Below are 25,411 nucleotides of genomic sequence, written 5' to 3' on the forward strand. Positions count from 1 at the left end.
GGACCGGCGCACCGGGTTTGCATCAGGCTCTTGAGACGAGGCGGGAATGGCGAATTCGGGTGAAGCGTCGGTCGAGGAAATCCTCGAATCCATCAAGAAGGTGATCGCGCGCGACAACCGCGAGGACGCGCTTGCCGCGCGCCGCCGCCGGGAAGCCGAGGCCGAGCGGGCCGAGCAGGAAAGCCAGTCCGGCGTCGAACAGGACGAGGAGGTGCTCGACCTGTCGGCAATGGACTTCGCCGATGAAGCGGACCTGGAAGAGGCCGCCGTCGAAACCGAAGAGGACGACGATGCCCCGCTGATCGCCGAGAAGGTGCGCGGCGCGATGCAGGAAAACCTCGCCGCGCTCGCCATGCTCGCCGAACCGGGGGCGAAGCCGCAGATCGTGCGCTCGGGCGAAACCTCGCTCGAAGGGCTGGTGCGCGAAATGCTCCGCCCGATGCTGGCGGCGTGGCTCGACGAGAACCTGCCCGGCATGGTCGAGAAGATGGTCCAGGCCGAAATCGCCCGGATCGCGGGCAAGCGCCGCTGAGAGCGCGGCTTTCGCTGGAAAGCGCGCGGGCGAGGCGCTAACACGCCGGCCCATGAACGCCCTTCGCACGACCGGCGCGATTGCCGCCGCTTTCGCCCTTTCGCTCGCCGCGCCGCTGGCGGCGGATGACCACGCAGACACCGCGCGCAGCGTTCCGGGGCTAAAGGCCCCCGCGATGAGCGCGCGCGACCTCGTCACCATGCCGCGCCTCGGCGCACCGACCGTCGCGCGTGGGCGCTACGCGGTCTATTCGGTCACCGTCACGGATCCCGAAACGCTGGCGCGCAGCCGCCGCCACTACATCCTCGACCTCGCCGCCGAGGGGGGCGAGCCGGTCGAGTTCGACCTCGGCATCGAAGCACACAGCCTCGCTTTCGGGCCGGACGATTTCCTCTATTTCCTAAGCAGCGAGCACACCGACGAAACCCGCGAGACACGCACCCGCCTGTGGCGCGCCGCGCTCGAGGCGAGCGGGAACGTCACCGGCCCGATGATGGTCGCGGACATTCCCGGGACCGACATCGCGGGTTTCAAGCTGTCGCCAGCGGGCAATGCGGTCGCGCTGTGGAGCGAAATCGCTCGCGACTGCCCCGCCTTCGGCTGCGAGGAGGCGGAGAAGGGCGTCGGCTCGGGGCGGCTCTACGAAGGCGACGCGGGTTTCTACCGCCACTGGGACCGCTGGATCGAACCGGGCGTGTTCAACCGCGTCTTCGTCTTCGGGATGGAGAACGGCGAGGCCGTCGGCGATCCGCTCCCGCTCGATGGCGAGCCGGGAGAAGGCGTGACCGGCAACACCCCGACCATGCCTTTCGGCGGGGGCGAGGACATCGCCTGGGCGCCGGACGGGTCGGGCGTCTGGTTCGTCGTGCGCGAAGCGGGCGCGAACGAGCCGACATCGACCGATCTCGACATCTGGTGGAACGACCTTTCGGGTTCGGGCCCGACCAACCTCACCGCCGCCAACGAAGCGACCGACACCGCGCCCGCCCCGTCGCCCGACGGGCGCTATCTCGCCTACCTCGCGATGGCGCGGCCCGGTTACGAATCCGACCGGCTGGTGGTGCAGCTGCGCGACCTCGAAACCGGCGAGACGCGCGCGTTGACTGAGGACACCGACCTGTCCTTCGGCGGGCTGACATGGAGCGCGGACGGATCCTACCTCCTGGCGACCGCCGCCGACACGCTCGACGTGCCAGCCTACCGGATCGACCCCGCGAGCGGCGAAGTCACCGAACTCGACCTGATCGCGGGCAACGAGGCGCATATCGCCAACCTCACCCCGCTCGACGGAAACCGCCTGCTGTTCACGCGCGATTCGATCGGGGTGCCGGCGGAACTCTACCTCTCGAGCGACATGGGCAAGGCGCGCCCGCTGACCGACGTGGTGACGAGCCGGATGGGCGAACTCGCCTCGATCGAAACCACCCGTTTCCGCTTCGAAGGGGCACAAGGCGACACGGTGTGGGGCCAGATCACCCGGCTTGAGAATCAGGAAGGCCCGATCCCCGCGATCCTCTATGTCCACGGCGGACCGCAGGGCACGTTCAACGACGCGTGGTCATCGCGCTGGAACCCGCGCGTGCTGGCGAGCCAGGGCTATGCCGTAATCTCGGTCGATTTCCACGGCAGCGCCGGATACGGGCAGGACTTCATGGATGCGATCAACCGCGACTGGGGCGGAAAGCCGCTGGTGGACCTGCAGATGGGCCTCGCCGCCGCGCTGAAGCTCGATTCGCAGATCGACGGCAGCCGCGCCTGCGCCATGGGGGCGAGCTATGGCGGCTACATGATGAACTGGATCGCGGGCAACTGGCCCGACCGGTTCGACTGCCTCGTCCAGCACGACGGGCTGTTCGACATGAGGAGCTTCTACTATTCGACCGAGGAGCTGTGGTTCCCGCGCTGGGATTTCGGCGGCTCCTACGCCGAAGCGCGCGAGACCTACGAACGCTGGAACCCGGTCAACTATGTCGAGAACTGGAAAACCCCGATGCTGGTCGTGACCGGCGAAAAGGATTTCCGCGTCCCCTACACGCAGGGGCTGCAGAGCTTCACCGCCCTGCAGGAACGCGGCATCCCCTCGCAGCTCCTCGTCTTCCCGGACGAGAATCACTGGGTGCTGGGCGCGGCCAATTCGCTGCAGTGGCACGAAACGGTGTTCGCATGGCTCGATCGCTGGCTCGACAAGGACACCGGGGCTCAATGAGCGGCAACGAACTCCTCTCCGCCCGGTCCTCGCTCGCCCGGCATTACGAAAGCGATCCCGCCCGCGCCGACACCGCACCGGTCGAGCGGCACATTTTCCTGTGCGCGCTGTCGGACAAGGGCAAGTGCTGCTCGCGCGAGGAGGGGGAGGCCGCATGGACCTTCCTCAAGACGCATTTGAAGGAGCGCGGCCTCGTCGGGCCGAAGCGCACGTCCGACCATCCGAAAGGCGCGGGCGGAGGGGTGCAGCGGACCAAGGCCGACTGCCTCCAGATCTGCGGGAAGGGTCCGATCGCGGTCGTGTGGCCGGACGGCGTGTGGTATCATTCCTGCACGCCGGAAGCGCTCGAACGGATCGTCGAGGAGCACCTTGTCGGCGGCGTGCCCGTAGAGGACTACCGCCTCAGGCCCGAATAGGGGTCAATCGCGGTCCTTGCCGCCGAACAGCTCGTCCGCGCTCGGCAGGCGGTTGTCGACCGCGTCGTCGTGCCCGGTCCCGTTCGACAGGAAGGCAAGCCCCATCAGCCCGCCCGACAGCAGCATGGTGAAGGCGATGCCCAGCGCGACCGCGATGAAGTAATGCACCGAGACCATGCCATTGAAGGCATAGAGCAGGCCGAGCGCCACCGTCACGGTCGCGATCGTCACCGCCATCAGCAGCTTCATGATCTGGCGGTAGCGCGCCCAGGCATGGGCGGCGTTTTCGGGATTATCGAGCGGGGATTTGCGGGCCATCGCCCCTCAATGGGGTCTTTGGGCCGACAATGCAAACGCAGTGCGCGCAACTCCCGTCGGCACGGTCCGGATTCGCCTTTCGCTGCGAAGAGTGGCATTTTGCGGATCGGAGAGAGGAGTCGATCATGACCACCATTGCCAAGATCATAGCCGGGCGCCGGGCCGAGGACATCGTCACCTGCGATGTCTCGACCCCGGTGTCGGAAGCCGTGCGTATCCTTGCCGGCCAGCGGATCGGGGCGCTCCCCGTGATGCGGCAGGGGCGCGTGGCCGGGATCATCTCGGAACGCGACGTGATCTATTGCATGGCCGAAAAGGGACGCGATTGCATGGACTTGCCCGTGGGCGACATCATGACCTCGCCCGCCGTTACGGTCGAACCCTCGACCAGCGTGGACGAGGCGCTTTCGATGATGACCCGCCGCCGCTTCCGCCATTTCCCGGTGGTCGAGAACGGCAAGCTCATCGCCTTCATCTCGATCGGCGACCTCGTCAAATCGAAGATCGACGAGGTCGAGCACGAGGCCGAGGCGCTGCGCGCTTATATCCAGACCTGAGCCCAAGCATCTTGAGCCGGACGCAAGCGCGCCCTATCTTGCACGCGCCATGACGGAAACAATGACCCCCACGCTCACCCTCACCCCTGCCGCGGCCAAGCGAGTCGCGATGATCGCCGAGAAGCAGGCCAAGCCCGCGGTGCTCCGGCTGTCGGTCGAGGGCGGGGGCTGTTCGGGCTTCCAGTACAAGTTCGACCTCGCCGAAGGGCCGGAAGGCGACGACAGCGTGAGCGAGACCGACGGGGTCAAGCTGGTGGTCGATCCGGTCAGCCTCGACCTTGTCTCCGGCAGCGTCGTCGATTTCGTCGAATCACTGGGCGGGGCGGCCTTCCGGGTGGAAAATCCCAATGCGGCCGCCGGGTGCGGCTGCGGCTCCAGTTTCGGGATTTGAATTAGACCCCGGCGCCGGTTTGGGGCATCACGCGCCCCATGCGGATAGCGACTTTCAACATCAACGGCATCAAGGCGCGCCTGCCGCGCCTCATCGAATGGCTCGAGGAAACGCGGCCCGCGGTCGCCTGCCTGCAGGAGATCAAGAGCCAGGACGACACCTTCCCGCGCGAGGAGATCGAGGCGCTGGGCTACCACGTCCTCACCCACGGGCAGAAGGCGTTCAACGGGGTCGCGGTGCTGACCGACGGCAAGGCGGGGTATGAGCCACCGCGCGAGGTGCAGCGCGGGCTGGGCGTGGACGGGCCGAAAGACGGCGAGGGCGAACAGGCGCGCTATCTCGAAGTCGACGCGGTTGGGCCGCATGGGGCGGTGCGCGTCGCGTGCCTCTACCTTCCCAACGGCAATCCGCATCCGGGGCCGAAATTCGACTACAAGCTCGAGTGGATGGCGGCGCTGCGCGCGCGCATGGCGGCGATCTGGGCGGAGGAAGTCCCCGCCGTCGTGCTGGGCGATTTCAACGTCATTCCCGAGGACGACGACGTCTATTCCGTGAAGGCGATGGCGAAGGACGCGCTGATGCAGCCCGAATCGCGCGCAGCCTATGCCCGCCTGCTCGGCGACGGGTGGACCGACGCGGTGCGCACGCTCAATCCGCGCGGGGGCGTGTGGACCTATTGGGACTACCAGGGCGGCGCATGGCAGCGCGACCACGGCTTTCGCATCGACCACGTCCTGCTCTCGCCCGAAACCTCCGACCGCCTGCAGGCCGTCGGAGTCGACAAGGCGCACAGGGGCCGCGAAAAGGCGAGCGACCACGCGCCCGTCTGGGTGGAATTGAGTTAGCGCCAATGCAAAACGGGCTCCCCATCGGGGAGCCCGCAAGGCCAGGCGACAGCCCGCAGCGGAGTCGAAGACGGCCGAAGGCCATCCGACCGTCAGGTCGCGTGAGCGAGGATCACCTGTAAAAGATATGCGTGTCGATCTGGGCGAGCCGCTGCTTGCGGTAGCTCCATTTCGGGCGGACGTAATTCGCGTGGAAATAGACCGCGTCGCCCGCAGGGCTGTCCCACATTCCGTCATGCGCGATCCGCGCGATCGCCTTGGCGCGCTGCCACGCCGCGGTGTGGGTGCGAATCCTCGGCATCCGCCCGTTCTTCACGAAGGAGAACTGCGCGCGCTGGTAGACGACGCCGCAATAGCTCGCCGGGAAGCGGCTGTCCTCGGCGCGGTTGATGACGACCCGCGCCACAGCGAGCTGGCCGGCGAGCGGTTCGCCGCGCGATTCGAAATAGACCGCGCCGGCAAGGCAGGTCATTTCCTCGCTCATGCGATCCTCGGTCGGAATCAGCGAAACGAGCTCGGACAGCGAATTGGCGGCGAAGTCGGAAGCGGGGGCGTCAACCGTCTCACCTTCACCCGGGAGCGGCTGGACCACTTCCTCGGAAACGAAGACGGTTTCCTGCGGCACGATTTCCACGCTCTCATCGGCCTCCGGGGCCGTTTCGACGAGGGCCGCGTCCGCTGCGGCATTTGTTTCCTGGGGGGAATCCTGAGCGAAAGCCTCGGCGCCGTCGGCGCTCGAGAAACTTAAGGAAGCCGTCGCGGCGATCGCGAGGGCGCTGAAGGAATAAGTCTTGCGACCCATCAACTCTACTTACTGTGCGGTGAGCGCGCTCCGACGCAGGCTGGAACCTGTTGCGATATCTCGCGGGGGTAGGGGGGGGTTCGCTTTGCCTGCCGGCGGCTCCCCGTCTGCGTGCCGATCAGCGGACCGAATTGCCCGCGTCGCGGCCTGCGCACCGTGAAGCTCGCGGCCAAATAGTCTCAATTGAAACCAAGTCAACCTTATTGCGGCAGCAAGGTGGCGAATTTTTCCGGGTCGTCGACGTCGACCTCGACGATCCAGGTGTCCGGATCCTGCCGGGTGCGACGGTCAAGATATTCGGTAAACGCCTGTTTATCCTCCGGGTCCTCACTGCGCGTGAGGGTCCAGCGGCGCTCGAAATCGAGCCCCGGCATACGTTCATGAAGTGTGGCATTTTCGCCGCGCCGCATGAGGACGACGAGGATGGTCCCGGCGTCGCGCTCTCCCTTCGCCAGCACGGTTCCCATGCCGCCTTCGGATTCGGCAAGGCGCAGGATCGCGCCGACTTCGAGATGGGCGGGAAGGCGAGTGCTCAATCCGGCTCGCCCGAAACATAGCCCGGCAGGCTGGAGAGCGCGATGCGCGAGCGCATGAACGTGCCCGTCCCGCGCCCGATCTCGTCGCCCTCGGCATCGACCAGCCGCGATTCGGCGACGAAGACCCGCCGTCGCCCGCTCACCCAGCGGCCCTCGGCGACCACTTCGCCCGAGCGCACCGGCTTGGTGAAATGGAGGTTGAAGCTGGTGGTCAGAAGGAAGCGATCCGTCGCCAGCGTGTTCGCGGCATAGAAAGCCGCATCGTCGAGCATCTTGAAATAGATCGTCCCGTGCGCGGCGCCCGCGGCGTGATAGACGTCCTCGCCCACGGTGAAGACCAACCGCGAGCGGCCCTCGCCCAGGATCTCGAGCTTCGAGGCGAATTTCGCGTTGACCGGGGCCGAGGCGTAGAGCCGTTCGAGCGCGCGGTGATGCGCCTCGGCGCTGCTGCGGTCATGCGATCCCGCGTCGGTCATGCGCGCTTCACCCGCAATCCGGCATCCGCCGGTCAGGCGGCATCCCTGAGGAACTGGTTGGTCAAAACGGCATAGAGCGCCTCGGCATCGGGCGCATCGGCGAGCGCCTGCAGCTTCGCCTCGTCACGCATGAGCCGCGAAATCGCGGCGAGCGCGTGGAGATGGGTCGCCCCGGCGTTTTCGGGAGAGACGAGGCCGAAGACGAGGCTCACCGGCTGCGCATCGGCGGCGGCGAAATCGACCGGCTGGTCGAGCTTGAGCACGGCGAGCGTCGGCTTGCGCACGCCCGAATCGCGGCAATGGGGGATCGCCATGCCCCGCCCGAACCCCGTGCTGCCGAGCGCCTCGCGCGTTTCCAGCCCGTCGAGCACGTCGCCCGCGTCGAGCCCGTAGACTTCGCCGAGACAGTCCGCGAGCGCACCCAGCACCTGCGCTTTCGTCTCGGCCTTGGCGAGCCGGACCGCTTCGGGCACGATGACGATATTGATATCCATGGATCCTACGGTTTTCCGATCAAGAGAGCCCGAGGGGGCAGACTGTCCTGTCGCGCAAAGGAAGGCCCCATTGGGCGGGATCGGGGGCCAAGCACCTGAGCGAGCCGGACCTTTTCGCGCCCCCACCTTCCTAGCGCGCGGGGGTTCGCAAGGTCCTAACGCGGTTCGACCCAGCCGATCGATCCGTCGGAGCGGCGGTAAACCATATTATGCCTGCCCGTGCCAGCATTTTTGAAGAACAGCGCCGGCGTGTCGCGCAGATCGAGCATCATGACCGCATCGGCGACCGTTCCGGTGGGAATATCGACCCGCGTTTCGGCGATGACGGGCGGGGCATCCGCCTCGACCTCCTCCTCGGCTTCGTCAGCCGGGGCGAAGATCGTGTAGGCGGCTTCTTCCTCGGCGCGGACCTGGCTTGCGCGTTCGTGGCGGTCGACAAGGCGGCGCTTGTAGCGGCGCAACTGCTTTTCCATCCTGCCCGCCGCTTCGTCGAGCGCGACATGGGCATCGCCTGCGGAGCCCTGCGCCTTGAGGATGAGGCCCTGCGTCACGTGGGTGACGATGTCGCAGGTGAAGCTGCCAGCCGGCGCCTTGCCGAAAGTGACATGGCTCGACAGGGCGCGTTCGAAATACTTGTCGACGATCGCGCCCAATCGTTCGGTCGCGTGTTCCTGCAGGGCGGCGCCGGTGTCGACCTGGTGGCCGGAAATTCGGATGTCCATGGGCCCAATCCTTTCCTTCTGGAGGTCCTCCTTGCTCGGAAAACGAAACGGCGGCTTCAGCGCGCCCAGATGGCGTTCTCTATCCCTGCGATGAATTCGCGGTGGCGTTCGAGTTCGGCGGCGCTGGGCGCATGGGGGCGCGGTTCGCGGCGCGGGCGGTCGCTCGCACGCGGCACGGAAGCGCCGGGCGCAAGGCCGCGCGCGAGCGTCGTCGTCGAAACCTCGGCGGCGAGTTCGAGCCCGATCTGCCGCCCGCCGGTCAATTCGACATAGACCTGCGCGAGCAGTTCGGCGTCGAGCAGCGCGCCATGCTTCACCCGGTGACTGCGATCGATGCCATAGCGCGTGCACAGCGCGTCGAGCGAATTCTTCGCCCCCGGGTGCCGCTTGCGCGCGATGGCTACAGTATCGACCATCCGCTCCATGGCGATGGGTTCGCGCCCGATCAGCGCGAGTTCGGCATTGAGGAATCCGAAATCGAAGCCCGCGTTGTGCGCCACGAGCGGGCTGTCGCCCAGGAATTCGAGCAGTTCCTCGGCATGGTCGCGGAACAATTTCTTGGTCGAAAGGAAGGCGGTCGACAGGCCGTGGACCCGCTCGGCTTCGACCGGCATATCGCGTTCGGGATTGAAATAGGCGTGATAGGTCGCGCCGGTAGGCACGCGCCCGATCATTTCCACGCAGCCGATCTCGACCATGCGATCACCGGTCGTGGGGTCGAGCCCGGTCGTTTCGGTGTCGAAGACGATTTCGCGCAAGGGTTCGGATTGCATTTCCCGGTGTATCCACCCTAGCGCCGCGATGCGCAAGGGGCAGGCGGTTCGGGAACGGCGCTATCCCCGCGAAGCCTTCAGTTCGGCGATCAGCGCCTCGACCTGCGCGCGCGTTTCCGCAAGGGTGGTGCCGGTGTCGATAACGTGCGTCGCGCGGGCGCGTTTCTCGGCATCGGGAGTCTGCAGCTTCAGAATATCCTCGAACTTCTCCTCGGTCATGCCGGGCCGGGCAAGCACGCGTTCGCGCTGGACTTGCGGAGGAGCGGAGACGACGATCACCGCGTCGAAGGCGTTTTCCCCGCCGCGCTCGAACAGCAGGGGGATGTCGAACAGCACCATGTCTGCCTTGGCGTTGTCGGCGTGGAACTGCGCGCGCTTGTTGCCGACAGCGGGGTGGACGATGGCCTCGAGCTTTTTCAGCTTCTCGCGGTCGCCGAACACCTGCGCGCCCAGCGCTTCGCGGATCACGCCTTCGGGCCCGGTCGAGCCGGGGAAGGCTTCCTCGATCCGCGCCACCAGCTCGCCGCCCGGTCCCTGCATCGCGCGGACCTCGGCATCGGCGTCGAAGACGGGCACGCCCGCCTCCTCGAACATGGCGGCGACGGTCGACTTGCCCATGCCGATCGAGCCGGTGAGGCCGAGCATGAGCGGGGGGCGAGGAGGGGTGTCTGCAGTCATTGGCGAAGGGATTCCATCAGGTCGTTGTCGGTGTCGCGCGGCGGGGGCTGGCCGAAGAACCGCTCGAAGGCGGCGGCCGCCTGACCGACGAGCATCGAAAGGCCCGTGACGGTGGCGAATCCATGCTGGCGCGCGGCGGCGAGGAAGGGCGTCTCCACCGGGTCGGTGACGATGTCATAGGCGATCGAGCGCGGCGGGGCATGGCTCCAGTCGAAGGCGAGCGGCGGCTGGCCCCGCATTCCCAGCGGCGAAGCGTTGACGACGAGATCGAGGCAATGCTCGCGGTCGTCGAAGGCGAAATCGGTCGGTGTCGCGAAGTGGGCGAGGTCGATCGCGTGGTGTTCGCCGTCCGGCGCGAGTTCGTCCAGCAGCGCGCGCGCCTTGGCCGGGTCGCGTCCGGCGAGGACCAGCGTGAAGCCGTGCTCTGCCAGCGCCGCGACGATCGCCCGCGCCGCGCCGCCCGTGCCGAGAATGCGCGCCATGCGGAAGAGGTGCTGCGTGCCGAGCGCGGGAAGGAGCGGTTCGAGAAAGCCCGGCGCGTCGGTGTTCGCGCCGACCAGCGCATCGCCCTCGCGCGTGACCGTGTTGACCGCGCCGATGGTGCGGGCAAGCGGCTCTATCCGGTCGAGCAGCGGGAGGATGTCCTGCTTCAGCGGCATGGTGACATTGCACCCGCGCCAGTCGGGGTCCGCCCGGCGGCAGGCGAGGTAATCGGCCAGCGTGTCCCGCGTTACGCGGGTGGCGCGGTAATCGGCGTCGAGGCCGAGCCGCTCGATCCAGTGCCCGTGGATCGCGGGGCTTTTCGACTGGGCGATGGGATCGCCTATGACTTCTGCATAAGGGCGGCTCATGCCTCGATCACCCCGAATTCGCGCAGCGCGCCGAGCACCGGGAGCAGCGGCATCCCGAGAACGGTGAACTGGTCGCCCTCGATATGGTCGAACAGCTGGACCCCCATCGCCTCGATCCGGAAGGCGCCCGCGCAATAGCCGATTTCGGGCCATTCGGCGGCGAGGTAGGATTCGATGAAGCTGTCGGACAGGTCGCGCACGTGGAGTCGGGCGATGGCGGCATGGCTCCATTCGCATCCGCCCCCTCGCACGATCGCCGCGCCTGAATGAAGCTCCATCACCTTGCCCGAGAAGAAGCACAGGTGATCGGCAGCGGCTTCGCGGCTTTCCGGCTTGTCGAAGCGTCGGCCGTCCACGACTACCAGCGAATCGCTCCCCAGCACCAGCGCGTCCGGGTGCGCGGGAGCGAGGGCGGCGGCCTTGGCGACGGCGAGCGCCTCGGCGATTTCGCCCGGCGCGGCGCCTTCCAATGAGGCTTCGACCGCGCGCTCGTCCACATCGGCGGGGATCGCCTCATAAGTCACGCCGGCGGCATCGAGCATCGCCCGGCGCGAGGCGGACTTGGACGCGAGGATCAGGCGGGCCTTAGGGAATCGGGCGATCATATCGGCTTCGACACCCCGCCGATCTGCGGCGCGCGACGCGAGCGGTCCTGCACGAGCCGGATGATCGCCGCCGCGGTTTCCTCGATCGAGCGGCGAGTGACGTCGATCACCGGCCAGCCATTGTCCGCGAACATCCGCCGGGCGAATTGCAGCTCGTCCTTCACCCGGTCGTTGTCGACATAGCTCGTCTCGGTCGTCTCGTTCAGTGTCAGCAGGCGGTTGCGGCGGATCTGCACCAGCCGCTCGGGCGCGGTGGTCAGCCCGACGACGAGCGGGTGGCGCAGGCCGAACAGCGCTTTCGGCGGCGGACTCTCCACCACCAGCGGGATATTGGCGACCTTGTAGCCGCGATTGGCGAGATAGATGCTGGTCGGCGTTTTCGAGGTGCGCGACACGCCCGCGAGCACGATGTCGGCCTCCTCCCATTCCTCGTATCCCACCCCGTCATCGTGCGCGATGGTGTACTGGATCGCGTCGACCCGCTTGAAATAATGCTCGTCCATCGAGTGCTGGCGACCGGGGCGCCCGTGCGCCTCCTGCCCGAGCTGGCTTTCAAGCGCGGCGGTCACCTGGTCGAGAACGGCGACTGCGGGAAGCCCCAGGTGGCGGCAATGCTCCTCCAGCCGCTGGCGGCTCTCGGCATTGACGAGGGTGTAGAGCACCAGCCCCGGATTGGCGGCGAGTTCGGGCACGATCCGGTCGAGATGCTGGCGCGAGCGCACCATCGGCCAGAAATGCCGACTGACATGGGGATCGTCGAACTGGGCGAGCGCGGCCTTGGCGATCATCTCCAGCGTTTCGCCGGTCGAATCCGATACGAGGTGGAGGTTGAGTCGGTTCATCCCGTCCCTTGGCTTGGGGCCCTGTGGAAAGCAGGGGGCATAAACCACGGGAGCAATCGGCGGACAAGCGGGGCATGGATTTTCCTGCCCGCTGCGCGCGATTCCGCAATAGGGCTTGTCGACACGGGCGAAGCTTTTGCCACAGGCTGGGAAGAACGGGGATAAACTCGGCTTGACCGCGCGTGCGACGGGATTCGCGGCTCCACAAGCGGGCTGGCGTCGCTAAGGATAATCGGGCAAGGCCCGGTAATTCCCGCTTTCCACAGGGCCAACTCAAACCATCATTCCTTTTAAAATAGAATTGTCTTTGTTTAAGGGAGTCCCATGCCCGGTCCGTTGCTCGACACTCTCAAAGGTTCCCGCCAGCCCGTGCCGCCGGTCTGGCTCATGCGCCAGGCGGGGCGCTACCTGCCGGAATACCGCGAATTGCGCGCCGAAAAGGGCGGTTTCCTCGAACTCGTCTATGACAGCGAGGCCGCGGCCGAGGTCACGGTCCAGCCGATCCGGCGCTTCGGCTTCGACGGGGCGATCCTGTTCTCCGACATCCTGATCGTGCCGCACGCGATGGGGCAGGGGCTCGAATTCCTTGCCGGCGAAGGGCCGAAGCTGTCGCCGACCCTGCTCGAGGTGGAACTCGACAGCTTCACGGCCAATCACGAGCGGTTCGAGCCGGTTTACGAGACCGTGCGGCGGACGCGGGCGATGATCGATGAAAGCGTCACAATGCTCGGCTTTGCAGGCTCGCCCTGGACCGTCGCGACCTACATGATCGCGGGCGAGGGGTCGAAGGACCAGGGCCCGGCGCGCCTGCTTGCCTACAAGGATCCCGCGCGCCTGCAGGCGATCATCGATCGGATCGTCGCCACCAGCGTCGAATACCTGCGCGGCCAGATCGATGCAGGCGCGGAAGCGGTGCAATTGTTCGACAGCTGGGCGGGCAGCCTCGCCCCGGACGAATTCGAACGCTGGGTGATCGCGCCCAATGCGGCGATCACGGCGGAACTGAAGGCTTCGCATCCCGACACGCCGGTGATCGGCTTTCCCAAGGGCGCGGGCGCGAAACTGCCGGCCTATGCCCGCGAGACGGGGGTCGACGCGATCGGGATGGACGAAACGCTCGATCCCGCATGGGTCCACGCGAGCCTTCCCGCCGGGATGCCGGTGCAGGGCAATCTCGACCCGCTGCTGGTCGAGGCGGGCGGGCCGGCGCTGCCCAAGCGCGTGCGCGCCATCGTCGAGGCGTTCGGCGACCGCCCGCACGTCTTCAATCTCGGCCACGGGATCGGCCAGCACACGCCGATTCCCCATGTCGAGGAACTGCTGGCGGCGCTGAGGGGATAGGCGATGCGCGAGGCGATCCTGACGATCTACCCGTGGCTGGTTTCGGGCCACGTCATCTTCATGACCTTCTGGCTCGCCGGGCTGTTCATGCTGCCGCGCCAGTGCATCTATATGCTCGACGCCGCCCCCGGCTCGGCCGAGGAAGCGCAATGGGCGCGCCGGATGGGCCTGCTGCGGAAGATCATCCTCACTCCCAGCCTCATCATCGTCTGGGTGCTCGGCCTGACGCAAGCCTGGGCTATGGGCTATTTCAGCGAAGGCTGGCTCCACATCAAGATCACGCTGGTCGTGCTCCTGTCGGGCTATCACGGCTGGCTGGTGGCCAAGACGAAGGCGATGGCGCGGGGCGAACGGCCGCTTACCGAAAGCCGCCTGCGCATGATCGGTGAAATCCCCGGCGTGCTGCTCATCCTCATCGTGGTGACGGTCTACGTCGTGCGCAGCCTGCTCGTCTGAGCGGTTCGGCGCGGCGCGGGCAGGGCCGGGCGCATTTTCGCCCGTCTGCGTGAAAAGCCCGATTGATTTTGGCGAGCGGGCTACTTATTCCGCACATCACCAACCCGGTGGCCGGATTTCCCCGGCCCGAGTCTGCTTTCTCCAAGCCCAGCCCTGAGCCGAACGTCGCGTCGCCGGGGCGCCTCTCCTCGCAGAGGTACTGACCTGCCGGCCTACCCAATCGCTCTGCGTTGCAGGGCCCATCTTTCGGAAAATTTCCAATGCATCTCAAGGATTTGAAAAAGAAAGCGCCGGCCGAACTGGTCGCCATGGCCGAAGAGCTGGGGGTCGAGGGCGCCTCGACCATGCGGCGGCAGGACCTGCTGTTCTCGATCCTGCGCGAACTCGCCGAGGACGAGGAATACGACGAGAAGATCATGGGCATCGGCACGATCGAGGTGCTGCAGGACGGCTTCGGCTTCCTGCGCTCGCCCGAGGCCAACTATCTCGCCGGGCCCGACGACATCTATGTTTCGCCCAACCAGATCCGCAAATGGGGCCTGCGCACCGGCGACACGGTCGAAGGCGAAATCCGCGCGCCCAGGGACGGGGAACGCTATTTCGCGCTGACCCAGCTTTACAAGGTCAATTTCGACGATCCCGAAGCGGTGCGGCTGCGGACCAATTTCGACAACCTCACGCCGCTCTATCCGGACAAGAAGCTCAACCTCGACCAGGTCGACCCGACGGTGAAGGACAAGTCCGCGCGCGTGATCGACATCATCGCGCCGCAGGGCAAGGGCCAGCGCGCGCTGATCGTCGCCCCGCCGCGCACGGGTAAGACGGTGCTGCTGCAGAACATCGCCAAGGCGATCACCGACAACCACCCCGAGGTCTTCCTGCTCGTCCTGCTGGTCGACGAACGGCCCGAGGAAGTCACCGACATGCAGCGTAGCGTGAACGGCGAGGTGATCTCCTCGACCTTCGACGAGCCGGCCAATCGCCACGTGCAAGTCGCTGAAATGGTTATCGAAAAGGCAAAACGCCTGGTCGAGCACAAGCACGACGTGGTGATCCTGCTCGATTCGATCACGCGCCTCGGCCGCGCCTACAACACCGTGGTTCCATCCTCGGGCAAGGTGCTGACCGGCGGTGTCGACGCGAACGCGCTGCAGCGGCCCAAGCGGTTCTTCGGCGCGGCCCGCAACATCGAGGAAGGCGGCTCGCTCTCCATCATCGCCACCGCGCTGATCGACACCGGCAGCCGCATGGACGAGGTCATCTTCGAAGAGTTCAAGGGGACCGGCAACTCGGAAATCGTGCTCGACCGCAAGGTGTCGGACAAGCGCATCTTCCCCGCGCTCGACGTCGGCAAGTCGGGGACGCGCAAGGAAGAGCTGCTGGTCGAAAAGGACCGCCTGTCCAAGATGTGGGTGCTGCGGCGCATCCTGATGCAGATGGGGACCGTAGATGCCATGGAATTCCTTCTCGACAAGATGAAGGATTCCAAGACCAACGAGGATTTCTTCGACACGATGAACCAGTAAGGGTTCGCGTGTCTGGGGGCAGGGGCCGGACGGGACGATGCTCAGCCAGTATCTTTACATCAGCACCGCGCCCAACCTGTCGCGCGAAGAGGTCGATTCGATCCTCGAGGCGAGTGCGCGCAACAATCCCGAGCGCGGGATCACCGGCCTGCTGCTCTACAACGGGCGCAATTTCCTCCAGCTGCTCGAAGGCGAGGAATCGGCGCTGGTCGCGCTGATGGTGCGGATCGGCAACGACCCGCGCCACACCGGTGTTTCGACCCTCGACCGGCGCAAGATCGAACAGCGCGCCTGCCCCGGCTGGGCGATGAAGCGGGTGATCATCGCGGAAAAGGTCGCAATCCGGCGCGAACAGCTCGAACGCGACCTGCCCGAAGGTCTGAGCGAGGAAACGCGCCGCATCATCCTCAACTTCGCCACGCTGAACTAGGCTAGGGGATTTCCCTTAGTCCGGGTGAAGCGGTCGCTTCGCCTGTTTCTCGCATACACTTTTCGCCGTGAGGAGGCGGGTATGCGCGAGATCATCTACCAGAGCGTGGCGAGCGAGGCTCTCGGCCCCGACGACGTGTTCCGGATCGTCTATTGCGCGAAGAGGTCGAACGAGACGGTCGGGCTGTCGGGATTCCTGATCTATTCCTCGGGGTGCTTCCTGCAATTGCTCGAAGGCCCGCATCTGGAATTGCGCAGGACTTTCGGCGCGATCTGCAGGGACCGGCGGCATCGCGACGTTCGGGTGCTGAGCGACCGCCCGATTGTGACGCGGCTGTTTCCCGACTGGCATATGCGCCGCATCGAGCAATGGGACGAAACACGCGCGCGGCGCTTCCTCGCCGAAAAGCTGGGCGAGCGGATGCCGATCTCGATCGAGCGGGCGCTGCGTGAATTCTACGGTTCGCTCGACCGCAGCGTGAAGGAGCTGGCGGCGCTGGATGAAACCGCCGTGCGCAGCGGTTAGCCGCGCGCCTCCTCCAGCTGGCGTGCCATCATTTCCCAAACCTTGTTGATCGCTTTCAAGGGCCGCACCATGACCTTGAAATCAGTGATTCTCCCGTCCTCGCCGAAGCGGATGATATCGACCCCGTTGACCGTGATCCCGTCCATCTCGGCGACGAATTCGAGCATCATCTCGTTCCCGTCGACAAGCTCGCGGACATAGCGGAAGCTGCCGTTACCGAACACGTCCGCCGCGGCGGTCAGATAGGCCATGACGAGCGCCTTGCCCGCCTGCGGGGTGTGGACGACGGGCGAATGGAACACCGCGTCGTCCGCCAGCATCTCCGAGAGCACCGCCGGATCGCTGCCGCCTTCCATGTAGGCGTGCCAGCGGGCGAGGTTTTCCCGCCCCGCCGCGCTCACCCGAGATGCTCCGCGAAGAAGGCCGAGGTGCGCCCGTCGGCGATCCCCGCGGCTTCCTCGTCGCGGCGCTTGCCGATCTCGGTGGCGAAGCCGTGGTCGAGCCCCTCGTAATCGTGGAGCGTGACCTTGGGATGGTCGTCGAGCCCTTCGTGCATGGCCTTTTGCGTGGCCTTGTCGACGAAGCCGTCCTCGGTCGGGATGTGCAGCATCAGCGGATTCGCAATGGCGTGCTTTTCGCCCAGCAGGCCGTCGATCCCGACTCCGTAATAGCCGACGCTTGCATCGATATCGGTGCGCGCCGCGGTCATGTAGGCGAGCCGCCCGCCGAGGCAGTATCCGACGCAGCCGACCTTGGCGACGCCTTCCTTGTCGCGGACGAAGTGGATCGTCGCCTCGATGTCCTTGATTCCCTGATCCTGGTCGAACTTGCCCATGAGATCGAGCGCGCGGTTGAATTCCGCCTCGACATCGGGGTCGAGTTCGACGCCGGGCTCGATCCGCCAGAACAGGTCGGGCGCGATGGCGAGATAGCCCTCGGCAGCGAGCTTGTCGCATTTCTGCCGGATCCCGGTGTTCACCCCGAAGATTTCCTGGATGACGATGATCGCCGCGCGCGGCGCCTGGGTGGGGCGGGCGACATAGGCATTGAAGCTTGCATCGCCGTCGAGGGTGGGAATGCTCACGGTCTCGGTCATCGCTGGCTCTCTCCTTCGATTGGTCACGCCCCTTCAAACAGGGTGCGGCGCATCGGTTCCACGTGAAACGCGCCATATCCATTGCGCTTGGGCCTTGGCAAACCCAAATGGAATAAGCCCAAATAGAATAAGACCGGCCCGACGGGAGGAAGCCGCTATGAAGATCAATATCGAAATCGACTGCACGCCCGAGGAAGCGCGGACCTTCATGGGCCTGCCCGACGTCACCCCCGCGAATTCGATCTATGTCGAGAATCTCGCCAAGGCGATGAAGGGTGTGAGCAATCCCGACCAGCTGCAGGAATATGCCGAACGCCTCGCCCCGATGGGGCAGATGGGGCTGAAGCTGTTCCAGAGCTTCGTCGAAAGCGGGATGGGGCAGGCGGGCGGCGCGCGGCGCGGGCCGGGCTCCGAGAAAGACAAACCCACCGACTGACGCGCGGTTCGGGCGTCTCTTCATGACAGCGACGGACACGATCTTCGCCGTATCGAGCGGCGCGCCCCCGGCGGCGATCGGCGTCATCCGCGTGAGCGGGCCGGAGGCGGCGCGGGCGGTGGAGGCGCTTGCGGGTAGGCTCCCGCAGCCGCGCCGTGCGAGCCTTGCGCAGTTGCGCGATAGCGATGGAGCGCTGCTCGACGAGGCCCTGGTGCTGTGGTTCCCCGGTGAGCGGACCGCCACGGGCGAGGACCTTGCCGAATTCCACTGCCACGGCGGGCGCGCCGTGCTCGCTGCGGTGGAGAGGGCGCTCGCGGCCCTGCCGGGCCTGCGAGCGGCGCAGCCGGGTGAATTCACGCGGCGCGCTTTCGCCAATGGCCGGATCGACCTTGCCGAGGCCGAGGGACTTGCGGACCTTTTGTCTGCGGAAACCGAGTTGCAGCGCGCGGCGGCGATTTCGAATGCGAGCGGGGCGCTGTCGCGTGTCGTCGAGGGCTGGCGCGAGCGTCTGCTCGGCCTGTCGGCGCAGGTCGAGGCGGCGCTCGATTTCTCGGACGAGGAGGACGCGGCGGGCCTGCCGGAATGTTTCACGTGGAACATTGCCGCGCTTGCGGAGGAAATCGGCGAGTGGCTTGCTCGCCCGCGCTCCGAGCGATTGGGCGAGGGCTTCCGGGTCGTGCTGGCAGGCCCGCCCAATGCCGGAAAGTCCTCGCTTTTCAATGCTCTGGTGGAAAGCGAGGCTGCGATAACCTCGCCTGTGGCGGGCACGACGCGCGACGTGATCGAGCGGTCGGTGGCCATCGGGGGCGTGCCTTTCACCTTCGTCGACACGGCGGGCCTGCGCGAAATTGGCTCCGACGAGATCGAGGCCATCGGGATCGAACGTGCGCGCGGCGCGCTCGGGCGGGCGGATGTTGTGCTGTGGCTGGGCGAGGAAGGACTGGGGCCGGAAGGCGCGTGGGAAATCGCCGCGCGCGCCGATGCGCCGGACTTCGCGGGCAAGATGACGGCACGTCACACGGTGTCGGCGGAAACGGGGCAGGGGCTTGCGGGGCTGAAGGAGGATCTCGTCGGCCTCGCCCGCGAACGCCTGCCCAGGCCAGGTGAGGCGGCGCTCAACGCGCGCCAGCACGCGCGGCTGAGCGAAGCGGGTAGGGCGCTCGAGGCCGCGCAGGGGCTTTCGGACCTGCTGCTGGTAGGGGAGGAATTGCGCCGCGCGCGGGTCGCTTTCGACGCGCTGGTGGGCCGGGCGACGACCGAGGATATGCTCGACGCGCTGTTCGGGCGGTTCTGCATCGGCAAGTGATCGCGCCGAAAATGTTCCACGTGGAACATTCGCGGCGCTTCCCCCTTTGACGCTCGCTGGCGCAGGGACTATCTGGCGCGCCATGCATTCCTTCGACGTTCTCGTGATCGGCGGCGGCCATGCCGGGGTCGAGGCGGCCTGCGCGGCGGCCCGCATGGGTGCGCGCACGGGGCTCGTCAGTTTCGACCTCGAGGCGATCGGGGCAATGAGCTGCAACCCGGCGATCGGCGGCCTCGGCAAGGGGCACCTCGTGTGCGAGGTCGATGCGCTCGACGGCGTGCTGGGCCGGGCGGCGGACGCGGGAGCGATCCACTACCGGATGCTCAATCGCTCCAAGGGCAGCGCCGTGTGGGGCCCGCGCGTCCAGGCCGACCGCAAGCGGTTCAAGGCGGCGGTGCAGAAGATGGTGCGGGCGCAGGCGAACCTCACCTTGATCAAGGGTGAGGCGGCGGCGCTCGTGCTCGAAGGTGGGGTGGTGCGCGGGCTGGATCTGGCCGACGGCACCCGGCTCGAAGCGCCGCGCGTGATCCTGTGCACCGGGACCTTCCTCGGCGGCATTCTGTTCCGGGGCGAGGAGCGCTTCGAGGGCGGGCGCATCGGAGAAAACGCTGCGACCCGGCTCGCCGAGCAGCTGCGCGGGGCGGACCTGCCGATGGCGCGGCTCAAGACGGGGACCCCGCCGCGGCTCGACGGGCGGACAATCGATTGGGCCGCGCTGCCGGAACAGCGCTCCGACGACGAGCACTGGACCATGTCGCCGCTCACCGAGAGGCGCGCGAACCCGCAGGTGTTCTGCGCGATCACCCGCACCACACAGGAAGCGCACGACACGATCCGGGCGAACCTTCATCGCTCGCCGCTGTTCTCGGGTGCGATCGGGGCAGCGGGGCCGCGTTATTGTCCCTCGATCGAGGACAAGATCCACCGCTTCGGCGACCGCGACGGGCACCAGGTCTTTCTCGAACCCGAGGGGCTCGACAGCACCCTTGTCTATCCCAACGGCATCAGCACCTCGCTTCCCGTCGACGTGCAGGAGACGATGCTGCGCGCCATGCCGGGCCTGTTTCACGTGGAAATGGTCGTTCCGGGCTACGCCGTCGAATATGATCACATCGATCCGCGCGCGTTGACGCCGGATCTGCAGGTGCGCGCGATTCCGGGCCTTTATTGCGCGGGGCAGATCAACGGGACCACCGGATACGAGGAGGCCGCCGCGCAGGGCCTCGTCGCCGGGCTGGAAGCCGGCGCGGCGGCGGTCGGGCGCGCGGCACCGCGGCTCGACCGGGCGAATTCCTATATCGCGGTCATGATCGACGACCTCACCCTGCAGGGCGTCACCGAGCCGTACCGGATGCTCACCTCGCGCGCCGAATATCGCCTGCGCCTGCGCGCCAACAACGCCTCGACCCGACTGACGGGGCTGGGCATCGCGGCGGGGTGTATCGGTGAGGAGCGGCGCGAATGGTTCGAGCGGCGCGAAGAGGCGAGGGCGCGGATCGGGGAGGCGTTCGACGCGCCGCTCCATGCGCGCGAACTGGCCGATGCGGGGCTTCCGGTCCGGCGCGACGGCGGTGAGAAGGCGCTGTCGGAATGGCTTCGCCATGACGGGCTCGATCTCGATACGCTTGCGCCCTGGCTGGGCGAGGCGAGGGCGGTGGACCCGCTGCTCGCCGCCGAAATGGCCGAGGATGCCGCCTACGCCCCTTATCTCGCCCGGCAGGATGCGGAATTGCGCGACCTGCGGGCGAGCGAAGCCCTGCCGCTGTCCGCCGATTTTCCCTACGATGCGGTTCCCGGTCTCTCGAATGAGATGGTCGAGCGCCTGACCGCGGCGGCACCCTCGACCCTCGCGGCGGCGGGGCGGGTTCCGGGGATCACCCCGGCCGCCCTTTCTGCGCTGCTTGTCCACGCCCGCCGCCGCCAGGCCGAAGCGCAGCGCGCCGCGTGATCGAACGCGCTCCGATCGAAAGCGAACACGCCGCGCGCGCCTATGTCGCGGAGTGGGGCGATGCGGGCGCGATGGAGCGGCTGGAGCGGTTCGCCGCCCTGCTGCTCGACGAGAATCGGCGCCAGAACCTCATCAGCAAGCCCTCCGAGGCGCAGCTCTGGCAAAGGCATATCGCGGACAGCGCGCAACTGCTCGAATATGTTCCACGTGAAACATCGCCGCCCGGCCCGTGGCTCGATCTCGGCACGGGAGCGGGCTTTCCGGGCCTCGTCATCGCCGCGCTCAGGCCGGATTGGGAGGTCGTGCTGATCGAATCGCGCGCGCGGCGGATCGAATTTCTCGCGAATTGCGTTCGCGAACTCGGCGTTGCGCGCTGCCGCGTGATCGGGGAGCGGCTCGAGCGGGTCGAACCCTTCCCGGCATGGGTCATTTCGGCACGCGCCTTCGCCCCGCTGGAAAAGCTCCTGAGCTTATCCGCACCCTTCTCCACAAAGGCGACCCGCTACGTCTTGCCCAAGGGGCGCTCGGCGGCGCACGAATTGAAACAGGCGAAAAAGCCGATTCGAGAATTGTTCCACGTGGAACATTCGTTGACCGATCGCGACGCGGGCATCATTGTAAGTGCCTGAAGAGCCTTGCGCCGGCCCTCGGGCCCGGACGCCGACGAGGGACACGACCATGCTGACCATAGCAATAGCCAACCAGAAGGGCGGGGTGGGCAAGACCACCACCGCGATCAACATCGCCACCGCGATGGCGGCCACCGGCTGGCGCACGCTGCTGATCGACCTCGACCCGCAGGGCAATGCCTCGACCGGTCTAGGCGTAGGCGCGGGCGCGCGCGAGATTTCGAGCTATGACCTGCTGGTCGACGACTGCCCGCTTGCCGAAGCGGTCGTGCCGACCAGCATTCCCGGGCTCGACGTGGTCCCGGCGACGCAGGATCTTTCCGGGGCGGAGGTCGAGCTCGTCTCGGTCGAGGACCGCACCGCCAAGCTGCGCCAGGCGCTCGCCCGGCATTCGGGGCACGACATCTGCTTCATCGACTGCCCGCCCTCGCTCGGTCTGCTGACGCTGAACGCGCTGTGCGCCGCCGATACGCTGCTGGTGCCGCTGCAATGCGAATTCTTCGCACTCGAGGGGCTGAGCCAGCTGCTGCAGACGGTCGAGCGGGTGCAGCAGCGCTTCAATCCCGGGCTCGACATCATCGGCGTGGCGCTGACCATGTATGACCGCCGCAACCGTTTGACCGATCAGGTGTCGGACGACGTACGCGAATGTCTCGGCAAGCTGGTGTTCGAAACCGTGATTCCGCGCAACGTGCGGCTTTCCGAAGCGCCGAGCCATGGCCTGCCCGCGCTCGTCTACGATCATTCCTGCACCGGCAGTCGAGCCTATATCGCGCTCGCGCGCGAGCTGATCGGTCGCTTCCCGCCCGAAAGGAAGGCCGCGTGAGCGACAAGTCGAACGATCCGATCCGCTTCGCCGTGCCCGAACGTCCCGCCGCCGACCGCCGCAAGAAGCTCGGCAAGGGGCTGGGCGCGCTGATGGGCGAGATGAAGCGCGAGGAGCCGTTGGTGCAATCCGCCGGCGACACGCCTTCCCCCACCGGCGGGGCGGCGGGCGATTCGCCGCTCAGGATGGTGGCGACCGCCTCGATCACCCCGCTGCCGGGCAACCCGCGCAAGCATTTCGACGAAGCCGCGCTCGACGAACTCGCCGCCTCGATCGCGGCGCGCGGCGTGATCCAGCCCGTCATCGTGCGTCCACGTGGAACACAGGGCTACCAGCTCGTCGCCGGGGAGCGGCGCTGGCGCGCGGCGCAGAAGGCGCGGCTGCACGAGATCCCTGCGTTGGTGCGCGAGCTCGACGACCGCGAGGTCATGGCGCTTGCCCTGATCGAGAACCTCCAGCGCGAGGATCTCAATCCGGTCGAAGAAGCGCGCGCATATCAAAGACTTGCCGACGAAGAGGGCATGACCCAGGCGGAAATCGCGCGGATGGTCGAGAAATCGCGCAGCCATGTCGCGAATCTTCAGCGCCTGCTCGGCCTGCCCGAGAAAGTGCTCGATCTCGTCGAAAGCGGGCGGCTGTCCATGGGGCACGCTCGCGCGCTGATCGGGCAGGACGATGCGGCGCGCTTCGCCCGGCAGGCGGTCGAGGAAAACCTGTCGGTGCGCGAGATCGAAAAGCTGGTCAGGAACGCCGCGCGGGCCGCGACCGACGAGCGCGCCGAAAAGAGCCGCGCAGCCCCGCGCGAAGGCGAGGCCGACATCGAGGCGGTGCAGCGCCATCTCGAGGAATTCCTCGGCCTGCCGGTGCGAATCAAGGCCGATGCCGATCCGCGCAAGGGGGCGGTGACGATCCGCTATGCCTCGCTCGACCAGCTCGACCTCGTTTGCCAGAGGCTGACCGGCGGGGACTTTTAGCGGCGCGTTAGCCACCCTTTCCCTCTGAAAAATCGCCGGAAAGCTGCGCCTTCTGGGGCTGGGGCGTTAAGTCCTACCGCGCTGTTAACCATAACCGCGAACGAACCTTGAACTGGGTATCCCTACCTAGCGACAGCGAACGGGCCGCACTGTCCGTTCGGCAGACATTCGCCGGGGGTCCACAAGGGCGTCGGGCGGCTTCGCTGCAACGGGTAAGACCACGCTTGGAAGGACCAGACATGATCAAGACCATTCGTTTCGGCGCGGCGGGCATCGCTCTCTTCGCCGCCATGGGCATGAGCAACGCCGCTTTCGCCCAGGAGACCGCTAACGCGACCGCGACTGCGGAAGTGCTCGATTCGCTCACTCTCAACAATAGCGCCGGCCTCGATTTCGGGACGATGGTCGTCGACGGGGCGGGCACCGTCTCGCTCGCCGCTGACGGCACGCTCGATTGCTCGGCCGCCGACATCGTGTGCTCGGGCACCTCGTCCGTCGCCGCGTTCGACGTGACCGGCACCGCGAACAAGGCGGTGACGATCAACCTGCCGACCGGCGACATCGATCTCAACCACCCCGACCTTTCCGCCGCCAGCCTCCCTGGTCAGCACACCATCGTACTCAACGCCTTCGTTTCGAGCGAAGCGGGCAACGAGATCACCCTCGATGGTGCGGGCGACGGCAACTTCACTGTCGGCGGTACGATCACCTTCGACGGCAACGAAGCCGCGGGCATCTACACCGGCAGCTTCGACGTCTCGGTCGAATATTCGTAAGCCTACGGGCTGACAGGCTCCGCGAGGTGGGCACTCACCTCGCCAGGGTACTGCAAGAGGGCCGCGCATCCGCAGGGTGCGCGGCCTTTTTCATGGGTGGGGCGCGCAAATTTCATGGGTGAGGCGCGCAAAACAGCACCTTGGCATGGTTAGAAGGATGTTAACCACATTCGCTTACCAAACTCCGTGAAACCACGCAGGCTGGCCGGCGACGGGAGTTTCGACCGGGCGGCCCTGCCAGTTTACGGAGCTGTTTTCCCATGCCTTTCAATCCGATGCGTGCCCTTGCGCGCGGTGCTGCGGTTCTCGCCGCCGCTTCCTCCATCGCCATCGCGCCCCCGGTTTCGGCCCAGGGCGACCTGCTGGTCGCGCCGACCCGCGTGATCCTCGACGGGCGGCGCGGGACCGAGGTGATCCTGAGCAATATCGGCGACGAGGAAGCGACCTACCGCATCGGTCTGGAACTGCGGCGGATGCTGGAGAACGGGCGGCTCGTGCCCGTGGAAGAGACCGATGCGAACGACAAGGAGAAGGCCGCGCTCGGCATGATCCGCTATGCGCCCCGGCGCATAGTCCTGCCGCCGGGCCAGCCCCAGGCGGTGCGGCTTGCGGCGCGGCCCGGCGCGGACCTGCCGGACGGCGAGTATCGCGTGCATATGTCCTTTCGCGCGATTCCCAAGCCGCGCGCGCTGACCGCCGAGGAGCGCGCGAGCGACCAGGTCTCGATCCAGCTCATCCCGATCTACGGCGTGACCATTCCGATCATCGTGCGCCACGGCCGGGTCGAGGCGCAGGCCGCGATCGCACAGCCGCGCATCGTCGCGGGCGAGGACGGACCCGAACTCGCCGTCACCATCCAGCGCTCGGGCGATAGCTCGACCTATGGCGAACTGCGCGTGACCAAGGCCGGGGTCGAGGATCCGCTGGTCCTGCTGCGCGGGGTCGCGATCTATCCCGAGATCGGCAAGCGCGACATCCGCATCGCTCTCACCCCCGAACAGGCCGCGGCGATCAAGGGCGATGTGCGCGTCGAATACCGCGATATGCCCGAAGCGGGCGGCGGGCTCATCACCGCGCTCGACACGCGGATCGACTGAG

At 66.8% G+C, this 25,411-nt stretch carries 32 protein-coding genes; 19 read left to right on the top strand and 13 right to left on the bottom strand.

Annotated features, from left to right (window positions below):
• Positions 1-46 precede the first annotated feature (46 nt).
• From G9473_RS12850 to G9473_RS12860, 3 genes are read left to right on the top strand one after another with little or no spacing between them, the layout of a single operon-like run.
• The gene (locus tag G9473_RS12850; protein ID WP_291133727.1) at positions 47-532 is read left to right on the top strand and encodes a DUF2497 domain-containing protein; all 486 of its coding nucleotides are present in this window, start codon (positions 47-49) and stop codon (positions 530-532) included.
• Between the two features lie 52 nt (positions 533-584).
• Entirely contained in the window at positions 585-2,738 is a 2,154-nt protein-coding gene (locus tag G9473_RS12855) for a S9 family peptidase (protein WP_291133728.1), read from the top strand.
• The gene (locus G9473_RS12860) at positions 2,735-3,154 is read left to right on the top strand and encodes a (2Fe-2S) ferredoxin domain-containing protein (protein ID WP_291133729.1); all 420 of its coding nucleotides are present in this window, start codon (positions 2,735-2,737) and stop codon (positions 3,152-3,154) included. Before G9473_RS12855 ends, G9473_RS12860 begins: the two co-directional genes overlap by 4 nt.
• Positions 3,155-3,157: 3 nt before the next feature.
• Here G9473_RS12860 and G9473_RS12865 read toward each other — a convergent pair whose 3' ends face one another.
• Positions 3,158-3,472, bottom strand: a complete 315-nt coding sequence (locus tag G9473_RS12865; protein WP_291133730.1) for a hypothetical protein — start codon at positions 3,470-3,472, stop codon at positions 3,158-3,160.
• Between the two features lie 125 nt (positions 3,473-3,597).
• Between G9473_RS12865 and G9473_RS12870 the strand changes: the two genes are divergently transcribed.
• From G9473_RS12870 to xth, 3 genes are all read left to right on the top strand, one after another.
• Entirely contained in the window at positions 3,598-4,029 is a 432-nt protein-coding gene (locus tag G9473_RS12870) for a CBS domain-containing protein (protein WP_291133731.1), read from the top strand.
• Between the two features lie 61 nt (positions 4,030-4,090).
• A complete protein-coding gene (gene erpA / locus G9473_RS12875) occupies positions 4,091-4,420 on the top strand; it encodes an iron-sulfur cluster insertion protein ErpA (protein ID WP_291138452.1) in 330 nt (109 codons plus the stop codon).
• A 38-nt stretch (positions 4,421-4,458) separates the two neighbouring features.
• Entirely contained in the window at positions 4,459-5,265 is an 807-nt protein-coding gene (gene xth / locus G9473_RS12880; RefSeq protein ID WP_291133732.1) for an exodeoxyribonuclease III, read from the top strand.
• Positions 5,266-5,377: 112 nt separating this feature from the next.
• On the opposite strand, the gene G9473_RS12885 is transcribed toward xth, so the two are convergent.
• The 10 genes from G9473_RS12885 to G9473_RS12930 all read right to left on the bottom strand — a co-directional run bounded on the left by G9473_RS12885 (position 5,378) and on the right by G9473_RS12930 (position 12,044).
• Positions 5,378-6,067, bottom strand: coding sequence for a cell wall hydrolase (locus tag G9473_RS12885; protein WP_291133733.1), 690 nt, complete (start codon positions 6,065-6,067; stop codon positions 5,378-5,380).
• A gap of 200 nt (positions 6,068-6,267) precedes the next feature.
• Positions 6,268-6,603, bottom strand: a complete 336-nt coding sequence (locus G9473_RS12890; protein ID WP_291133734.1) for a DUF1491 family protein — start codon at positions 6,601-6,603, stop codon at positions 6,268-6,270.
• Complete coding sequence (locus tag G9473_RS12895; RefSeq protein ID WP_291133735.1) at positions 6,600-7,079, bottom strand: PaaI family thioesterase; 480 nt, start codon at positions 7,077-7,079, stop codon at positions 6,600-6,602. The genes G9473_RS12890 and G9473_RS12895 overlap by 4 nt, the downstream gene beginning before the upstream one ends.
• A 32-nt stretch (positions 7,080-7,111) precedes the next feature.
• Positions 7,112-7,573, bottom strand: coding sequence for a PTS sugar transporter subunit IIA (locus G9473_RS12900; RefSeq protein ID WP_291133736.1), 462 nt, complete (start codon positions 7,571-7,573; stop codon positions 7,112-7,114).
• Positions 7,574-7,728: 155 nt separating this feature from the next.
• Positions 7,729-8,295 carry a ribosome-associated translation inhibitor RaiA gene (raiA, locus tag G9473_RS12905; RefSeq protein ID WP_291133737.1) on the bottom strand — a complete coding sequence of 189 codons (567 nt, stop codon included), beginning with the start codon at positions 8,293-8,295 and terminating at the stop codon, positions 7,729-7,731.
• Between the two features lie 56 nt (positions 8,296-8,351).
• Positions 8,352-9,053 carry a DNA polymerase III subunit epsilon gene (gene dnaQ, locus G9473_RS12910; protein WP_291138455.1) on the bottom strand — a complete coding sequence of 234 codons (702 nt, stop codon included), beginning with the start codon at positions 9,051-9,053 and terminating at the stop codon, positions 8,352-8,354.
• A 75-nt stretch (positions 9,054-9,128) separates the two neighbouring features.
• On the bottom strand, positions 9,129-9,746 hold the full coding sequence (coaE, locus tag G9473_RS12915; protein ID WP_291133738.1) for a dephospho-CoA kinase: 618 nt from the start codon (positions 9,744-9,746) through the stop codon (positions 9,129-9,131).
• On the bottom strand, positions 9,743-10,597 hold the full coding sequence (locus G9473_RS12920; RefSeq protein ID WP_291133739.1) for a shikimate dehydrogenase: 855 nt from the start codon (positions 10,595-10,597) through the stop codon (positions 9,743-9,745). The genes coaE and G9473_RS12920 overlap by 4 nt, the downstream gene beginning before the upstream one ends.
• Complete coding sequence (locus G9473_RS12925; protein ID WP_291133740.1) at positions 10,594-11,202, bottom strand: Maf family nucleotide pyrophosphatase; 609 nt, start codon at positions 11,200-11,202, stop codon at positions 10,594-10,596. Before G9473_RS12925 ends, G9473_RS12920 begins: the two co-directional genes overlap by 4 nt.
• Positions 11,199-12,044, bottom strand: coding sequence for a pyruvate, water dikinase regulatory protein (locus G9473_RS12930; protein WP_291133741.1), 846 nt, complete (start codon positions 12,042-12,044; stop codon positions 11,199-11,201). Before G9473_RS12930 ends, G9473_RS12925 begins: the two co-directional genes overlap by 4 nt.
• A gap of 324 nt (positions 12,045-12,368) precedes the next feature.
• Between G9473_RS12930 and hemE the strand changes: the two genes are divergently transcribed.
• From hemE to G9473_RS12955, 5 genes are all read left to right on the top strand, one after another.
• Positions 12,369-13,385, top strand: coding sequence for a uroporphyrinogen decarboxylase (gene hemE / locus G9473_RS12935; RefSeq protein WP_291133742.1), 1,017 nt, complete (start codon positions 12,369-12,371; stop codon positions 13,383-13,385).
• Between the two features lie 3 nt (positions 13,386-13,388).
• Complete coding sequence (locus G9473_RS12940) at positions 13,389-13,841, top strand: CopD family protein (protein ID WP_291133743.1); 453 nt, start codon at positions 13,389-13,391, stop codon at positions 13,839-13,841.
• 260 nt (positions 13,842-14,101) lie between these two features.
• Positions 14,102-15,367 carry a transcription termination factor Rho gene (rho, locus tag G9473_RS12945; RefSeq protein WP_291133744.1) on the top strand — a complete coding sequence of 422 codons (1,266 nt, stop codon included), beginning with the start codon at positions 14,102-14,104 and terminating at the stop codon, positions 15,365-15,367.
• Positions 15,368-15,404: 37 nt separating this feature from the next.
• A complete protein-coding gene (locus G9473_RS12950) occupies positions 15,405-15,797 on the top strand; it encodes a BLUF domain-containing protein (protein WP_291133745.1) in 393 nt (130 codons plus the stop codon).
• Between the two features lie 81 nt (positions 15,798-15,878).
• A complete protein-coding gene (locus tag G9473_RS12955; protein WP_291133746.1) occupies positions 15,879-16,322 on the top strand; it encodes a BLUF domain-containing protein in 444 nt (147 codons plus the stop codon).
• Here the strand turns inward: G9473_RS12955 and G9473_RS12960 are convergent.
• Both G9473_RS12960 and G9473_RS12965 read right to left on the bottom strand, forming a co-directional pair.
• Complete coding sequence (locus tag G9473_RS12960) at positions 16,319-16,678, bottom strand: nuclear transport factor 2 family protein (protein WP_291138458.1); 360 nt, start codon at positions 16,676-16,678, stop codon at positions 16,319-16,321. The two genes, G9473_RS12955 and G9473_RS12960, sit on opposite strands and share 4 nt — an antisense overlap.
• A 41-nt stretch (positions 16,679-16,719) precedes the next feature.
• The gene (locus G9473_RS12965) at positions 16,720-17,418 is read right to left on the bottom strand and encodes a dienelactone hydrolase family protein (RefSeq protein ID WP_291133747.1); all 699 of its coding nucleotides are present in this window, start codon (positions 17,416-17,418) and stop codon (positions 16,720-16,722) included.
• Positions 17,419-17,575: 157 nt separating this feature from the next.
• Here G9473_RS12965 and G9473_RS12970 point away from each other — a divergent pair, with 157 nt between their 5' ends.
• From G9473_RS12970 to G9473_RS13005, 8 genes are all read left to right on the top strand, one after another.
• Positions 17,576-17,854 carry a DUF6489 family protein gene (locus G9473_RS12970; RefSeq protein ID WP_291133748.1) on the top strand — a complete coding sequence of 93 codons (279 nt, stop codon included), beginning with the start codon at positions 17,576-17,578 and terminating at the stop codon, positions 17,852-17,854.
• A gap of 22 nt (positions 17,855-17,876) precedes the next feature.
• On the top strand, positions 17,877-19,160 hold the full coding sequence (gene mnmE / locus G9473_RS12975) for a tRNA uridine-5-carboxymethylaminomethyl(34) synthesis GTPase MnmE (protein WP_291133749.1): 1,284 nt from the start codon (positions 17,877-17,879) through the stop codon (positions 19,158-19,160).
• Between the two features lie 82 nt (positions 19,161-19,242).
• Positions 19,243-21,108: a tRNA uridine-5-carboxymethylaminomethyl(34) synthesis enzyme MnmG gene (gene mnmG / locus G9473_RS12980; RefSeq protein WP_291133750.1), complete on the top strand. Its 1,866-nt coding sequence runs from the start codon at positions 19,243-19,245 to the stop codon at positions 21,106-21,108.
• Between the two features lie 71 nt (positions 21,109-21,179).
• The gene (rsmG, locus tag G9473_RS12985) at positions 21,180-21,737 is read left to right on the top strand and encodes a 16S rRNA (guanine(527)-N(7))-methyltransferase RsmG (RefSeq protein WP_291138461.1); all 558 of its coding nucleotides are present in this window, start codon (positions 21,180-21,182) and stop codon (positions 21,735-21,737) included.
• A 49-nt stretch (positions 21,738-21,786) separates the two neighbouring features.
• Positions 21,787-22,563 (top strand): ParA family protein, encoded by a 777-nt coding sequence (locus G9473_RS12990; RefSeq protein ID WP_291133751.1) that lies wholly within the window; start codon positions 21,787-21,789, stop codon positions 22,561-22,563.
• Between the two features lie 92 nt (positions 22,564-22,655).
• The gene (locus G9473_RS12995; RefSeq protein WP_291138464.1) at positions 22,656-23,537 is read left to right on the top strand and encodes a ParB/RepB/Spo0J family partition protein; all 882 of its coding nucleotides are present in this window, start codon (positions 22,656-22,658) and stop codon (positions 23,535-23,537) included.
• Positions 23,538-23,776: 239 nt separating this feature from the next.
• Complete coding sequence (locus tag G9473_RS13000) at positions 23,777-24,313, top strand: DUF4402 domain-containing protein (RefSeq protein ID WP_291133752.1); 537 nt, start codon at positions 23,777-23,779, stop codon at positions 24,311-24,313.
• Between the two features lie 260 nt (positions 24,314-24,573).
• Positions 24,574-25,410: a molecular chaperone gene (locus tag G9473_RS13005; RefSeq protein WP_291133753.1), complete on the top strand. Its 837-nt coding sequence runs from the start codon at positions 24,574-24,576 to the stop codon at positions 25,408-25,410.
• Position 25,411 lies beyond the last annotated feature (1 nt).

The sequence above is a fragment of the Erythrobacter sp. genome (assembly GCF_011765465.1).
GTDB lineage: Bacteria > Pseudomonadota > Alphaproteobacteria > Sphingomonadales > Sphingomonadaceae > Erythrobacter.